This is a genomic window from Acidimicrobiales bacterium (assembly GCA_022452145.1).
Lineage (GTDB): Bacteria > Actinomycetota > Acidimicrobiia > Acidimicrobiales > MedAcidi-G1 > UBA9410.
Genome location: JAKURY010000003.1, coordinates 148846 through 162985, shown reverse-complemented (window position 1 = coordinate 162985; position 14140 = coordinate 148846). Strand labels below are relative to the sequence as shown.

Below are 14140 nucleotides of genomic sequence, written 5' to 3'. Positions count from 1 at the left end.
CAGTGAGCCCCTTGTGACCACGAAGTTGGCCGGTGGGCGTGGTCGTCGCGATGGCGACCGTTCCGGTGGGCGACGCGAGGGAGACCGTCGGGGACGACGCGAGAGACGTGACGGCGACGGGCGAGCGAAGCGGGACGGGACGGACCGCCCCGACGGAGACCGCCGGCGACGACGTGACGGCGGGGCTGACGACGCGGGACGTGACGCCTCCAGGCGTGGGGGCCAGACCGGCCGTCGACCACGTAAGACCCCCACCGCCGACGCCAAGCCGCGGGCGCGACGCCTCCGCCCACGCCGCACCCACCGCAAGGCCGCCATCGTCGGCCTGCCCGAGGACCAGCGGCCCCTCGCCCAGATCCTGGCGAGGGACGGCATACCCGGGGTCAGGGCTGCAGTAGAGGCCCAGAACCAGGCCGCCGAAGAGGCCGGCCAGCCGGGCATCCCCACAGACCTGCTCCTCACCTTGGCGGAGCGGATCCACCCCGCCATCAGGACCGCCGACTGGCAGGACCGCGCCGACGCCGCACTGGCCGGCATCGAGGAGGTGGACCTGCGGGACCTCCGATCGGTCGTGGTGGCCGCCGAGTCGGCATTCAAGACCGACGAAAACCGTGCCCTCGCCGATCAGCTCCGCGAGGCGCTGACGGCTCGGGTGGACCGCGAGCACCAGGCCTGGCTGGCCGAGGTCACGACCGCCCTGGCCGACGACAGGGTGGTCCGGGCGCTGCGCCTCAGCTCCCGACCTCCCAAGGCCGGCGCCCCGCTCCCGGGACCGATCCTGGACCGCCTCGCGGCGATGGCCGACGCCAGCCTGACCAGCGACACGGGGCAGGACCGTTGGTCCACCGTTCTGGACGCCGTGGCCCTCTCCCCCGTCCACCTGCGTGTCGTCCCCGCCGGGTTGCCGGCCGAGCCGGGCGACCAGCTCCTAGACGCCGTGAAGCGGGTGTCCATGAGCGTGCCAGCAATCGCAGCGGCGTTCGGAATCGAGCCGACGGCCCCGCCCCGGGCCCGCCGCGGGCGCAAACGCAACTGACGGCCGCTTCCGGGCAGCCGACATCCCCTCGGTAGGGTCGTCGGCATGACGGTCACCTTCGAGGTCCGCGGTCGGGTGGCGATCATCACGCTGAACCGCCCGGAGGCCCGCAATGCCGTGAGCCAGCAGCTCGCCGAGGACCTCGAGGCTGCGATCGACCGCCTCGAATCGGACGCCGACCTGTGGATCGGGATCCTGTGCGGCAACGGGCCGTCGTTCTGCGCCGGTGCCGACCTCAAGGCGATCGCCGCCGGTTCGGCCAGGCTCTCCACCGAACGCGGCGGGTTCGCCGGCCTCGTACGTCGGACCCGCACCAAGCCCCTGATCGCCGCTGTTGAGGGCCCGGCCGTGGCCGGTGGAACCGAGATCGTGCTCTCCTGCGACCTCGTGGTGGCAAGCAGCGTTGCCAGGTTCGGCCTGCCCGAGGTGAAGCGGTCGCTCGTGGCAAACGCCGGAGGCCTCTTTCGCCTCCCCAGGGCTCTGCCGCGAAACGTCGCCATGGAGCTCGCCCTCACCGGCGAGGACCTCTCCGCCGAATCCGCCCACCTGCACGGCCTCGTGAACCGGCTGGTCGAGCCCGGCCAGGCCCTGAATGCCGCCCTGGAGCTAGCGGAGGTGATCAACGCCAATGCCCCGCTGGCCGTTCGTGCCTCCCGAAGGGTCGTGCTGGCAGCCCACCTGCTGGAAGACGACGACGCCTTCGCCCTCGCAGCCGACGCCACTCGGGAGGTGGTAGGCACCGAGGACTTCCGGGAGGGCCCCAGGGCATTCGTGGAGAAGCGGGCGCCCCGCTGGACGGGCTGCTGAAGGCTCAGCCGCGGGTCAGTCCAGGGAGAGGAATGACCCCGGAACCACGTCGTGTTCCACCAGGAACGACGCCAGGCCGTCCACCAGGGGAACGCCGTCGAGTGACGCCAGGTCCACCCAGGCTGCCTCGTCCGCATCAGAGCCGGCGATCGGCGGGCCGTCGTCCAGGATGGCGACCCGGAAGTCGAGGATCACGAAGTGGTGGTCGACGGACATCTGCTCCACCCAACCGACCACCGGACCACAGACCCCGTTCAGCCCGGTCTCCTCCCGAAGTTCGCGTAACACAGCAGCGGCTACGGCCTCGCCAGCCTCGACCCGACCGCCCGGCAGGGACCAGCGGCCCATGCCCGGTTCGGTCCCCCTGCGGACGAGGAGGATCCGGTCGCCGTCGACGGCAACGGCCCCTACGCAGATTTCGGGCCGCCCGCCGGTCACCTGCCGTCCAGCCAACGGTGGACGATGATGGCCCTGGCGACCATCCCATGGGTCTCGAAAAAGTTCTTGGTGGCCCGGTCACCCGGCAACGCAACGGACTGGATGGCCAGGGCCCCCCGCTCCTTCGCCACTTCCAGCAGCGCCCCGAGAATCGATTCCCCGACTCCGACGGCTCTGGCCTCCGGCTCCACGAAGATCTCCTCCACGACGGCCTGTCCAGAGCCATCAGACACCGCGCCCATGGTCATCAGGCCGTAACCGACCACGGTGCCGTCGATCGTGCCGACCAGGAGCACCGTCGCCGCATCATCGAGTGCAGTTCCGATCCTGGCAGCAGGATCGTGCCGGTGGGGATCCAGGCGTTCGGCCACGTCGCCGCCCTTCCTGTCCAGCAACTCCCCACGGGCCGCCGTGGCGAGGTCCACGAGCACAGCGAGGTCTCCGGGTCGGGCCGGACGGGTGGATTCCTCCATCAGGATTTCCTCCAGCGGCGGAGTCGCCGGCTCAGGAGATCGGGCCGCCGCAGTGGCCGCACTCCCCGGTCTCGGCCACCGTCTTGGCCTGTATGAGCAGGAAGCAGTGCGGACAATGGAGTTCGGTGTCCTGGCGTTCGACGAGTTCTCCCGTCGGGACCGGGGCCGGAACGTTCTCCTCCTCCTCCTCGTCGTCCTCCTCGTTGGCGGCGATCCGGTCCCGGAGGATCTCACCCAGGTCGGCCTCCACTTCGTCCGGATCGGGTTCGTCCTCGTCGTCACCGGCCGCTACGGCGGGATGGGCGCCGGCCCCGTCCTCCTCGTCCTCGTCGTCCTCCTCCTCGTCGTCCTTGTCGCCCGACACGCCGGCGTCGTCGCTCAGATCCTCGACCTCGTCCCCATCGTCGAAGTCGTCGTCAGGTTCGTCTTCGGCCAGGTCCTCGTCCATCGGCTTGTCACTCACGTCGTCACTCATCGGATCCTCGGGCAGGCCGTTCGGTTGGTCGCGGCGGGATCATAGACAGGATCGACGGGCCATCAACCCCCACCACGGGCCAGGCGCCTCTTCTCGGCCCGCCGTTCGGCATCCAGGCGCTCCAACTCCGCCTCCGACGAATGGTCCACGAAGGCCATCATCTCGGCGATGGCGTGGTGCCCGGCGACATCGGCGATGAGGAGGTGCATCTGCTGGGCGACCTCCCGGTACGAGGGGTGGCCCTGGGGGGTGGATCGCAGTTCCAGGACGTGCATGGCCTCCCTGGCGTTCATGTGCATCAGGTACCGGACGCGGTAGGCCAGCGAAACCGCATACGGGGCCTGGTCCGGGAACGGCTCCCGGAGTAGGTCGTGGAGGTCATGGGAGCGCTCCATGGCAGCGTCGAACCGCCCACCGACCCCGGCCTCGTCCACCTCGGGGGGCCGTACGTATCCGTGGTCGGGAGAGAGTCGCTGCCAGTCCAGCGTCATCATCCGATGGCGCTGCATGTCCCGGAAGGCACCGTAGTCCGACAGCACGTCGAATCGGTAGGACGGACGCTCCAGGGCCCTACCCGGTCGGTGGCGGCGGTTGCCCCTGTCTCCCACGAACGAGCGAAGGACGGTGAGTCGCTCCTCGATGGACATGCCCCGGACCCTGGCCTCTACCTCCCGGTCGGAACGGTTGGTCACCGGGTAGAGGGCGGCCGCCACCAACTTGACCTCGGCATCAGGGTCCCAGTCGGTCAGGTCCACCACCGGTGAGCCGGCCACCGGCTGGCCCGGCGGAAAGTAGCCATCGGCCAGGTCCTCGAGGCGCTCGCGGACGTCGGAGGCATACCTGCCCACCTCTTCGCCGCGGTCCGGCAGGTCCACCCGCTTCAGGAACGACGGGATCACCTTCCGGAGTTCGGCCAGCATCATCTCGGCGTAGGTGTTGGCCTCGGGCAGAGGGTGCGCCCGCATGCGCACGAGGAGGGATTCGTAGGCCTGGCCAGTGCCGTAGATCCCCACGTTGGAGAGGGAGGCCGCAGGCAGCACCCCCCTCACGGCATCGAATGCCTTGGCGGCGATGGCCTGCCGGTAGACGAAGTCCGAGTCACCGGGCGACTTGGGCAGTCGATCGCGGAAGTGCCCGTTCATGTCACGGACGAGGTCGGTGTAGACCTCGAACAGGCGGTCCATGTCCGAGATGTAGCGGGCTCCGAGGGCAGACGCCAGTACCTCCGGGTCACGGAAGTAGCGGTAGCGACCGGCCAGCCTGGAGTCGTAGGCGATGTAGCGGGTCGACTGCTCCAGATACGCCATGAGGCGGCCCCACTCAAGGACCTTGGTCAGGATGTTGGAGGCCTGCTCGCAGGCGAGGTGTACGCCGCCCAACTGGGCCACGCTGTCGTCGCCGTACTCGAAGAAGACCTTGTCGTACAGCTCCTCGGCACGCCGCAGGCCGACGGTGGCATCGATCGTCTCGTCACCGGAGATGTCCAGCTCGCCGACGAACTCATCCAGGAAGAGCCGACGGAGGCTCTTGTCCGACCGCGAGTACCTGGCGAAGAGGGCCCCCTTCACGACCTCGGGAAGGTTCACCAGGGCGAACACCGGCTGGTCCAGGTTCGTGAAGTAGCGACGGAGTACGTCTGCTTCGTCCGGGCTGAATTCCTCGGCCGCGTAGGTCGTCACGGGCGCCGAACCTACGCCGTCTAGCGGGATCCGGCGCGGACGCCCTTCAGGTGCTCGAACTGCTCTCGGGCCTCGGTCAGAACCGAATCGTCGGTCCAGCAGTCCACGATTGTCAGGGCCATCGCCTTGGCTCCGTCGAGGATCGCCAGGTCGGCCTCCTCGCTTTTCGCACAGTCGGCGAATGCCTCCGTGTGGATCGCTGTGCCTGCCGGAGCCGTCTTGATCATCGGGTGGATGGACGGCACCAGATAGCTCACGTTTCCCATGTCGGTGCTTCCCACGACCTGGTGCTCGACCGCCGCTCGGACGGTACGCCCCAGGGTCGCGGCGTTGGCCGTGTAGCGGTCCAGCAGCGCCCGGTTGTCCATCACCTCGTCGTAGGACGGTTGGATCCACTCGATCTCCACCTCGCAACCGGCGGCTGCCGCCCCGGCCTCGAGGCAGGCGGCGAGGCGCGGCTTGAGGGCCTCCAACCGGGCCCGGGTCGGCGACCGGACGTACCAGTTGGCGGCGGCGCGCACCGGCACGATGTTCGCCTTCTCACCAGCGTCGGTGAAGATCCCGTGGATCCGCTCGTCCGGGGCGATGTGCTGCCGTAGGGCCGCCACGTTTACGTACCCGAGTACTGCCGCATCGAGGGCGTTCAGTCCCTTCTCCGGGGCTGCCGCGGCATGGGCTGCGCGGCCCCTGTAGACCACCTGGGCCTGCTGGATGGCCAGGCTCGTGATGTTCTCCAGATCGGCGTCCGCCGGGTGCACCATTAGGGCGGCATCCACCTCGTCGAAGGCGCCCCTCCGCATCATGATCACCTTGCCGCCCCCACCCTCCTCGGCGGGAGTCCCGAGGATCCGGACCCGGCCCCCCAGGCCGTCGGCCACCGACGCAGCGGCCAGGCCGGCCCCCAGGCCGGCGGTGGCGATGATGTTGTGACCGCAGGCGTGGCCGATCCCGGGGAGAGCGTCGTACTCGCAGAGGACCGCCACGACCGGGCCCCTGGTGCCCGCCGACCCCTCAAACGCCGTCTCGAGGCCGTAGGCGGAGCGGACCACGTCGATTCCCTGGTCGGCAAGCACCCCCGTCAGCAACTCGTGGGCAAGGTGCTCCTCGAAGGCCAGCTCGGGCTGGTCGTGGATGGCCCGCGAGGTCTCCAGGAGCACGCCTGCCAACTCGTCGACCCGTTGGCAGACCGCCCGCCGGGCCGCATCCACCGGGTCACCTGTCGCGTCGCCCATCGTCGGGACCCTACCCGAGGGTCCTGGGCGGTTCTGAGCCCGGCTCAGACCGCCAGGTTGAGGGCCGCTGGCTCGACCCGCACCGCGAGGTCTCGGGCCCGACCGACAACCTCGCCATCCAGGCGTACGGTGAGGGGCCGGTCGAAGGATGTCTGGACCGCCGGAACCCGCCGGTAGTCGATGGACGGATGTGGAACGTGGTCGCCCCTCCTCAGGCGACGCCAGGCCGCCAGGTACGCCGCACCTCGGAGCCGTCCATCCAGCACGTCCAACAGCCCGTCGCCTGGATGGGCCCGGGGAGCGAGGTTCCAGTGTCCGTGGTGGGCGGCGTTGGCCGCCACCCACCAGCGCCCGAAGCCGCCCGGCGAACGGGCCACGAGGTGGGCGACGAACCAGTGGAGCCGACCGTCCAGGAGCACACAGCCGATGTCCACCACCACCCGGGTGCCGGTTCCACCCGGACGCACCTCGCCACGACCCCCAAGCGTTCGGCAGAGGTCCCCTCCTACAAGCGCCACGACCGGGACGGCTCGGCCGACCCGCCTGGCTCCGGTCACCACGGCCCGCAGGTCGGAGTTGGAGGCCACCACAACGGCGTCGTCGGGAACCGGGCCTGGTCCTCCCCAGTCGCGGCCCCGCTCCACCGTCACCCTGCAGCCTCCTGACCGACGGCGTCCCCGCTGGGGGGTGCCCCGATGGAAAGGGCCACCACGCCACGGTTCAGGCGGCCACCGGCCACCTCGGCCACGTCGGCCAGAAGCGGGGAGGCGACCTTCGCCACCTGGCGGAGCAGGTCGGCGACCAGGCGGACGTTACGGACGAACTCTCCCCCGGTCATGGCGTCCTCCAGCACCTCGTCCAACTCCGCGCCGTCGGCCCAGGCGTGGATGATGTGCGCGAACCCCGGATCCGGTGGATCTGCCGGTTCCATCCCGACCGAGCGCTCCTCGGTGGCGATCTCGGCAGCCAGCGCCACGATCGACTCGAAGCGTGCGCCGAATCCACCCCCCAGACGGACGGTCGATGGCTCGCCGGGCCCGCGCTTCCGGTAGGTGAGACAGGACACCAGGGCAGCGAGCATGGATGCTCCGACGCTGTCCAGCTGGCCCGCGGCCAGTACCTCGACGACCAGCAGGTCGGCCTCGTTGTGGATGGAGGTGAGGGCGCGTCCCCGTTCCAGGAGGGTCCAGCCGTCGGCAAGGCCACGGGCCTCCAGGACTCTCAGGGAGGAATCCAGCCGCGCCGTCAGGTCACCGCCAGGCTGGCCGCCGACGGCCCTCTCCAGGTCTCGCTCGAGGCGTGCCAGGCGTCGTCGAGTCGCCGGGTCGACCTCCTCCTCTCGGGCGAAGGGGTCGAGGCGCACCATGGCGGCCCGGCGGAACTCCGCTCGGTCCGGGGCGAAGGGTGCCGGCAGGGCGACCTCTCCGACCCGCACGGGGGCCCGACCCAGTTCGGCTGAGTCCACGGTCGCCATCCGGCCGTCCTGGTCGAGGCTCCGGAGTCTGACCCGACCACCGCCCCGGTGCGCGACCGAGAGGACCAGATGGGCCAGGCCGTCGTCAAGGACCACCACCTCACCGGGCCGCAGGGCTGCGACCGGGACCTGGTCTCCGTCCACCACCGACGCCTCCACGAGGTCGGCCCGGATGCGCTCCACCTCTCCTCGCTTCTCGGCATTGCGGCGCTGGCGATTCGCCACCTGCCGATCAACCTGGAACTGGGCGAAGGAGCGGGCCAGCAGGTCCACGGCTTCGGCCCGTGTCCGGCTCACGATCAGGTTGGCCACCATGTTGTACGTGGGGCGGAAGGCCGACCGGAGGACGAAATCCCGGCTACCTGCCAGGCCGGCGACCCGGTCGAACGACACGAAGGGCGACCAGCAGACGATGGCGTGGCCGTCGCTGTCCAGGCCCCGCCGACCGGCGCGGCCCGTGAGCTGGGTGAACTGGCCGGGCGTCAGGACCTCGTGCGTCTGGCCGGTGAACTTCGTCAGTCGGTCGATCACCACCGTGCGGGCCGGCAGGTTAACCCCGAGGGCGAGCGTCTCGGTTGCATAGACAACCTTCAGGAGTCCCATGGCGAAGAGCTCCTCGGTGACCTCCTTGAATATCGGGACCAGCCCGGCGTGGTGGGCGGCCACCCCTCGTCGCAGCCCGTCGGTCCAGCTATCCACGCCCAGGGCGTCCAGGTCCCCTGGAGGAAGCCCCGCAAGGCGTGCCGCCACGTGGTCGCCCACGGCCCCGGCGCCGGCCTCGTCATTCAGGGACACTCCATCGGCCAGGATGGCGTCTCTGGCCTCGTCACAACCCGCCCGGCTGAAGATGAAGTGGATGGCCGGAAGGAGGCCATGGTCGGCCAGTTCGCCGAGTACCTCGCCACGCCGCGGGGTCGCCCACCGTGAGCCCCTTCCGCCTCCACGGCCCCGTCGGCCGCTGTCGTCGGCGTCGAAATGCCGGCCGTCAGGATTTGGTGACCCTCCCCGATGGGTGGCCAGGCGATGGAGTCGACGTCCCCTCCCCCGCTCGGCGACCAGGTAGTGGGTCCGGAGCAGGACCGGCCGTCGGGTCTCCACCACCACGTCGGTCGGCCCCCGGACGGCCGTCAGCCAGTCTCCGAGTTCGCCGGCGTTGGAGACGGTGGCGGATAGGGCCACCAGGCCGACGTCCGGAGCGAGGTTCAGGACGACCTCCTCCCAGACCGCACCCCGGTACGGATCCTCCAGGAAGTGGACCTCGTCGAGGACCACCCAGCCCAGGCCCCGGGTTGCATCGGACCTTGAGTAGAGCATGTTCCGGAGCACCTCCGTGGTCATGACCACCACCGGAGCTTCGGGGGCCACCACCTGGTCCCCCGTCATGAGGCCGACCCGGTCTGTGCCCAGCCGTCGACCCAGGTCCCGGAACTTCTGGTTTGAGAGTGCCTTGATCGGAGCCGTGTAGAAGGTTCGTCGGCCCTCTGCGAGTGCCCGGTCCACGGCGTGTTCGGCCACCACGGTCTTGCCGCTCGACGTCGGGGCAGCCACCAGCACCGACCGTCCGGCATCTACCGAGGCCATCGCCTCCACCTGGAAGCGGTCCAACTCGAACGGACGGCCGTCGCTCACCTGACCCGGGCCCGTCGCCGACGGCGGTCCCTGAGTGCTCCCACGAGGATGGCCAACTCGTAGAACAGGAGCATCGGCACCGACAGGATCAGGAGCGTGAACGGATCACCGCTTGGGGTCAGCACGGCGACCAGGGCCACGATGCCGACCACCGCGTAGCGCCGGGTCCGCCGTAGCGCCGCAGGGGTGAGGACGCCGATCAACTGCAGGAATACGAGGACCAGTGGGAACTCGAAGCCCAGGCCGAAGGCCAGCATCATCTTGACCACGAAGCCCAGATACCGGGACGGTGAGAACACGCTCACCAGGTCGGGGCCGCCAATCCCGATCAGGAAGTCCAGCGCCCGCGGGATGCTCCAGTAGGCGAGGCCGCAGCCCGAGGCGAAGAGCAGCACACCGAGGGCCACAAACGGTATTGCCCAGCGTCGCTCCGCAACGTGGAGGCCGGGAGCCACAAAGCGCCACGCCTGCCAGAGGAGCACGGGCATGGCCAGGGCCACGCCGCCGTAGCCAGCCACCATCATCCGGACGCCGAAGGGCTCCAGGGGATCCGTCACGAGGAGCTCGCACCCGCTACCGAAGGTCGTCGACCTGATATTCGAGCCACGGATCTGGCAGTAGGGCTCGAGGAGCAGGTCAAGGATCTGCGGGTAGAGGATCCAACAGGCCACCGCCCCGAGTGAGACGGCCGCAACCGAACGGATCAGCCGTCGGCGGAGCTCCTCCAGGTGCTCGAGGAGGGGCATCCGGCCATCGCCCTCACGCACCGTCCTGCTCCGTGGGCCGGTCCGGAGCCGCCCCGTCCGGCACGGTCAGGTGACGACCCCGTTCCCGGGCCAGGGTCTCGATGGAGGGATCTTCCACCAGGTCCCGGATCTCCTCCTGGAAGCCTTCGGCGACCCGTCGTACCTCACGCACCATGCTGCCCATGTGCCTAGCCACCACCGCCAGGCGTGCTGGGCCGAGCACCAGCAGGCCGAGCATGAGGATGACCAGGATCTCTCCGCCCCCGAGGTTGCCCATCAGGCGAACCTACCGACGGCCGACCCGGGCGACGCCGACGCCGAATCGCTCTGCCGAACGAGCGAGGTCGCCCACGGCCACGCTCAGGCGTCCCAGCTGGGCGAGGGACTCGGTGGTCACCGCCAGCTCGTGGGCCAGCAGGGCGCTGAGGTGGCTCGTGGCGACCACCGCCAGCACGAGCCCGAGGGCGACCAGAACCCAACCACCGTCCACGATAACGATCCTACGCGTAGACGGATGGCCCACCGGCCCGGCCGACCGGCAGACTGGGCCGGTGTCCACCACCGCCGAATGGTCCTCCGACCCAATCCTGTTCGCCCACCGGGGCGGACGGGCGCATGCCCCCGAGAACTCCCTCCAGGCCTTCGCAACTGCCCGCTCCATGGGTGCCACCGGGCTTGAGAGCGACGTGTGGTGCACCGTCGACGGCGTTCCGGTCCTGCACCACGATGGCCGGGTCGGATCGCTGTTCCGGCGGCGCCCGATCGGAGATGTGCCACACACCGCGATCCCCGCCTCCGTACCGACCCTGGCGGACCTCTATCGGACCGTGGGACCGGACATGCAGGTGTCGCTGGACCTGAAGGACCCCGCCGCCATCCATGCCGTCCTTGACGTGGCGCGCCGACACCGCGCCGCCGGGTCGCTGTGGATCTGCCACCCGGAACACGCCCTCCTGGCCGACTGGCGGGACCTGGACCGGGACCTCCGCCTGGTCCACTCCACGCGGTTCGACCACATCGTCGAGGGTCCCGAGCGGCGGGCCGCCGACCTGGCGGGATCAGGTGTCGATGCCGTCAACCTTCCCGAACCCGACTGGAGTGGGGGGCTGGTAACCCTCTTCCAGCGGTTCGGCCTCCTGTGCCTCGGGTGGGATGCACAACACCCTCGCCAGATCGATCGCCTGCTGAAGCTCGGGCTGGACGGTATCTACGGTGACCACGTGGACCGTCTCGTTGACGGCCTCGCCAGGCGTCGGCCAGTCCTCTGACGGGGCCGGACGGCTCAGAGTCGGTCGAGGGCCCCCAGTGGCCACACCCTCACGAAGGCACGCCCCACTATGGACTCGATCGGCACGGGGCCGAAGTAACGACTGTCCCGCGAGTTCGGCCTGTTGTCACCCATCACGAACACATGGCCGTCCGGCACCGTGCAAGCACCGTCCCCACCATCGGCGCACCAGGGAACCATGCCGAAGCCGGCGGTGCCCTCCTGGTACGGCAGGTACGGCTCGATCAGCAGACCACCGTCGATGAGCAGGCGTCCTTCCTCCGCGGTCACCCTCTCGCCGGGGAGCGCTATCACCCTCTTGATCAGGTCATCGTCACCGATGCCGGAACCCGGTGGCGCCCGGAAGACCACGATGTCCCCCCGGTTGACGTCGTGGAGGTCGTAGCTCACCTTGTTGACGAGGATCCGGTCCCCGGACCACAGGGTCGGCTCCATCGACGGCGATGGGATGTAGAAGGCCTGGAACAGGAAGGCCCGCACCAGCATCGCCAACACCAACGCCCCGAGGAGCACCGACCCCCACTCCAGCACTGACCGTCGGGCCGACACTCCCCTGCCGGGGATCCCCAGATCCACCTCCTGTGGCGCTTCCACTCGCACCTCTGGTGGAAGGGGCGCCGTCGACACCGAGAAGGTCCCATCCAGGGATGCGGCCGGAGGTGGCGTCCCGCCGGTGAGGTCGGCCCTGGTCACGATGGGACTCCGCACTACCGGGGGCTGCAGGGTCGGTTCCGGTCCGTGGTGGGACGGTCCGGCCGGGAGCGGTGCTTCCCCTGAGGGCTGTCGGGGATCCTCGGATTCCGTCGGCTGGCCGAGGGAACGGGCCCGGGCCCTGGCGAGCAGGTCGTCGGTCCATGCTTGGCCGTCCGACTCTCCGGAACGCGCCGGGTCCGGCCCGGAAACCTCGTCGTGGGGCGTCTCGTCCGTCACGGGCCGAACCTAGCCGTCCCGCCCGGCAAGACGGTGGCGCATCCTCAGCGGTAGCGGGCCAGCACCCTCTTGGCGGCCGCACACCGGAGGTCCTCTCCAAGCCCGACAGGAGCACCCACGACCTCGGCTGCCGGACCCAGGCGGAGCAGGAGTCGCTCCAGCCACCGTTCGGCGGTGACGGGCAGGGTCACCCGAAGTCGCCCGTCGTCTTCGGCGACCATGCCCGTATGGGGGTACTGGTCCACCACCCATCGCACCTCTGGGCTGAGGCATAGCGTCACCTCGGGGAGGCTCCCATCCACCGGGATGCCATCCATGGCGTCGGCCATGTCGACCGGCGGCTGGAACTCCTGGTCGGTCACGTTGACCCGGCGCACCCTGTCCAGGCGGAAGACCCGCCGGTCGCCCGCCAGCCGACAGTGGCCCATCAGGTACCAGAAGCCGTCGTAGAGGCACCGGTGGGGCTCCACGACCCGCGTCGTCTCCACGTCACGACCGTAGGAGTAGTAGTCGATGTCCACGCACCTGCCGGTCCGAATCGCCTCCCGGAGCACGGCCAGGACCGGCTCGTCGCCGGCCGACAGGCGGATCTGCACCGTCTCTTCCATCGAGCCCCTGGCCCCGGCCAGCTTGGCCACGGCCCGCTCCAACGGCCCCATGTCGTCCTCGTCGACCAGGGCCGCCACGGCTCGGCCCGCCGCCACCAGGGCCGTCAGGTCGGCGGGGTCCATGCGCATCGGCTTACCCAGGAGATCGTTGCGGTCCACCCGGATGCGATCCTCGGTGACCACGATGTCGAACACCAGGAAGCTCTGGTAGGGATCCGCGGTCACGAAGTTGACAACGTCGGTGAGGTCCCGAATGAGGTCTCCGGCCGGATAGTCGAACCGTTCGGCCACCGCCTGGATGTCGGCTCCAGCGGGGTGGGTCGCCTCCAGCCACGGGATCAGGGCAAGGAGGCGATGCACCCGGTCAGCGGCGCTCGGGACGCTCAAGCCAGTGCCTCCAGCCAGGCCACCATCTCGGCGCGGAACCAGGCCGGCTCCAGGACCTCGGCACCATCCAGGAAGGTCAGCACGAAGGACCGGAAGGCATCAGGTTCCCGGACCAGCTCCTCGATGACGACCGAGCCGTCATCGCGTCGCTCCACCACCTCGGCCGACCGCAGGAACCCGGTGAGCCATGCGACGTGTCGTTCGTCGACGAGGAGGCGGACGGGCACCAGGTCGGCATCCCCGAAGAGCCAGGCGTGGTCGTCACTGACGTCTATCGGCACCGCCGGCGGGTCCATGATCTCATCGCTGACGTCGACCCCGGTCTCGAAGCGGTCGCACCGGTACTGGCGTCCGGCCCCACGCTTCCGGTCCCTGCCCGAGAGTTGCCAGTGGCCCTTCGTGAACACCAGCCGGTGGGGTTCCACCGTCCGACGCTCTCCCCTGTAGCCGAAGGAGACCACCCGTCCACCGGTCACAGCGCGCATCAGGTCGGGGACGACCGGATCCCCGGATATATCGGCCAGCGGGGTCGACCGGTCGAGGTCGGCATCCCCGCCGCCTCCACCCAGCATCCAGATGGGGACGTCGGGCGTCGCATCCTCGAACCGGACCATGGCCGATGCGAGGGCGAGGCTGGCGAACTCATCGGGGTCCAGCGCCGGGAGGTCTGCCTCCAGAGCCGAACGGTGGATCCGATAGCCGACCTGCGATGCATCCCACCCGGGAAGGGGCTCCACTTCGATCGGTATCCCGAGGTTGCGGAGCTCGTCCTTGTCGCGTTCGAACGTGCGGCGGAAGGCCTCGTCGTCGTCGGCATAGGCGCCGGGTGGCAGCCCGTCCCGGATCTCATGACGGCCCAACGGCCGCTCCGCCTCAAGGAGCAGTGCGACCAGGTCCAGGAGCCGCTCCAACTTCTTCATCGCCGCCATGGCGGCACT

16 protein-coding genes are annotated in these 14140 nt (G+C 69.7%); 3 read left to right on the top strand and 13 right to left on the bottom strand.

Annotated elements, in window-relative coordinates; translation table 11 throughout:
* Positions 1 to 1036, top strand: a 1036-nt coding sequence (locus MK177_02050) for a hypothetical protein (protein ID MCH2426097.1), incomplete at its 5' end; no start/stop codon positions are given.
* Between the two features lie 45 nt (positions 1037 to 1081).
* Complete coding sequence (locus MK177_02045) at positions 1082 to 1843, top strand: crotonase/enoyl-CoA hydratase family protein (protein ID MCH2426096.1); 762 nt, start codon at positions 1082 to 1084, stop codon at positions 1841 to 1843.
* A 15-nt stretch (positions 1844 to 1858) separates the two neighbouring features.
* Here the strand turns inward: MK177_02045 and MK177_02040 are convergent, their stop codons facing one another.
* From MK177_02040 to MK177_01995, 10 genes are all read right to left on the bottom strand, one after another.
* Complete coding sequence (locus MK177_02040; protein MCH2426095.1) at positions 1859 to 2296, bottom strand: NUDIX domain-containing protein; 438 nt, start codon at positions 2294 to 2296, stop codon at positions 1859 to 1861.
* Positions 2278 to 2754, bottom strand: a complete 477-nt coding sequence (locus tag MK177_02035) for a GNAT family N-acetyltransferase (protein ID MCH2426094.1) — start codon at positions 2752 to 2754, stop codon at positions 2278 to 2280. Before MK177_02035 ends, MK177_02040 begins: the two co-directional genes overlap by 19 nt.
* Before the next feature lie 31 nt (positions 2755 to 2785).
* Positions 2786 to 3229: a hypothetical protein gene (locus MK177_02030; protein MCH2426093.1), complete on the bottom strand. Its 444-nt coding sequence runs from the start codon at positions 3227 to 3229 to the stop codon at positions 2786 to 2788.
* Between the two features lie 62 nt (positions 3230 to 3291).
* Positions 3292 to 4908: an FAD-dependent thymidylate synthase gene (locus MK177_02025; protein ID MCH2426092.1), complete on the bottom strand. Its 1617-nt coding sequence runs from the start codon at positions 4906 to 4908 to the stop codon at positions 3292 to 3294.
* Between the two features lie 20 nt (positions 4909 to 4928).
* Positions 4929 to 6140, bottom strand: a complete 1212-nt coding sequence (locus MK177_02020) for a M20 family metallopeptidase (protein MCH2426091.1) — start codon at positions 6138 to 6140, stop codon at positions 4929 to 4931.
* Positions 6141 to 6184: 44 nt separating this feature from the next.
* Entirely contained in the window at positions 6185 to 6790 is a 606-nt protein-coding gene (locus MK177_02015) for a hypothetical protein (protein ID MCH2426090.1), read from the bottom strand.
* The gene (locus MK177_02010) at positions 6787 to 9243 is read right to left on the bottom strand and encodes a DEAD/DEAH box helicase (protein ID MCH2426089.1); all 2457 of its coding nucleotides are present in this window, start codon (positions 9241 to 9243) and stop codon (positions 6787 to 6789) included. Before MK177_02010 ends, MK177_02015 begins: the two co-directional genes overlap by 4 nt.
* Positions 9240 to 9989: a twin-arginine translocase subunit TatC gene (tatC, locus tag MK177_02005; GenBank protein MCH2426088.1), complete on the bottom strand. Its 750-nt coding sequence runs from the start codon at positions 9987 to 9989 to the stop codon at positions 9240 to 9242. Before tatC ends, MK177_02010 begins: the two co-directional genes overlap by 4 nt.
* Positions 9990 to 10002: 13 nt before the next feature.
* On the bottom strand, positions 10003 to 10266 hold the full coding sequence (locus MK177_02000; GenBank protein ID MCH2426087.1) for a twin-arginine translocase TatA/TatE family subunit: 264 nt from the start codon (positions 10264 to 10266) through the stop codon (positions 10003 to 10005).
* A gap of 9 nt (positions 10267 to 10275) precedes the next feature.
* On the bottom strand, positions 10276 to 10479 hold the full coding sequence (locus MK177_01995) for a hypothetical protein (GenBank protein ID MCH2426086.1): 204 nt from the start codon (positions 10477 to 10479) through the stop codon (positions 10276 to 10278).
* A gap of 61 nt (positions 10480 to 10540) precedes the next feature.
* Here MK177_01995 and MK177_01990 point away from each other — a divergent pair, with 61 nt between their 5' ends.
* A complete protein-coding gene (locus MK177_01990) occupies positions 10541 to 11257 on the top strand; it encodes a glycerophosphodiester phosphodiesterase (protein MCH2426085.1) in 717 nt (238 codons plus the stop codon).
* 14 nt (positions 11258 to 11271) lie between these two features.
* On the opposite strand, the gene lepB is transcribed toward MK177_01990, so the two are convergent.
* The 3 genes from lepB to MK177_01975 form a co-directional block, all read right to left on the bottom strand.
* Positions 11272 to 11970, bottom strand: a complete 699-nt coding sequence (gene lepB, locus MK177_01985) for a signal peptidase I (protein MCH2426084.1) — start codon at positions 11968 to 11970, stop codon at positions 11272 to 11274.
* Between the two features lie 281 nt (positions 11971 to 12251).
* Positions 12252 to 13202: a WYL domain-containing protein gene (locus MK177_01980; protein ID MCH2426083.1), complete on the bottom strand. Its 951-nt coding sequence runs from the start codon at positions 13200 to 13202 to the stop codon at positions 12252 to 12254.
* Complete coding sequence (locus tag MK177_01975) at positions 13199 to 14131, bottom strand: WYL domain-containing protein (GenBank protein ID MCH2426082.1); 933 nt, start codon at positions 14129 to 14131, stop codon at positions 13199 to 13201. The genes MK177_01980 and MK177_01975 overlap by 4 nt, the downstream gene beginning before the upstream one ends.
* Positions 14132 to 14140: the final 9 nt, after the last annotated feature.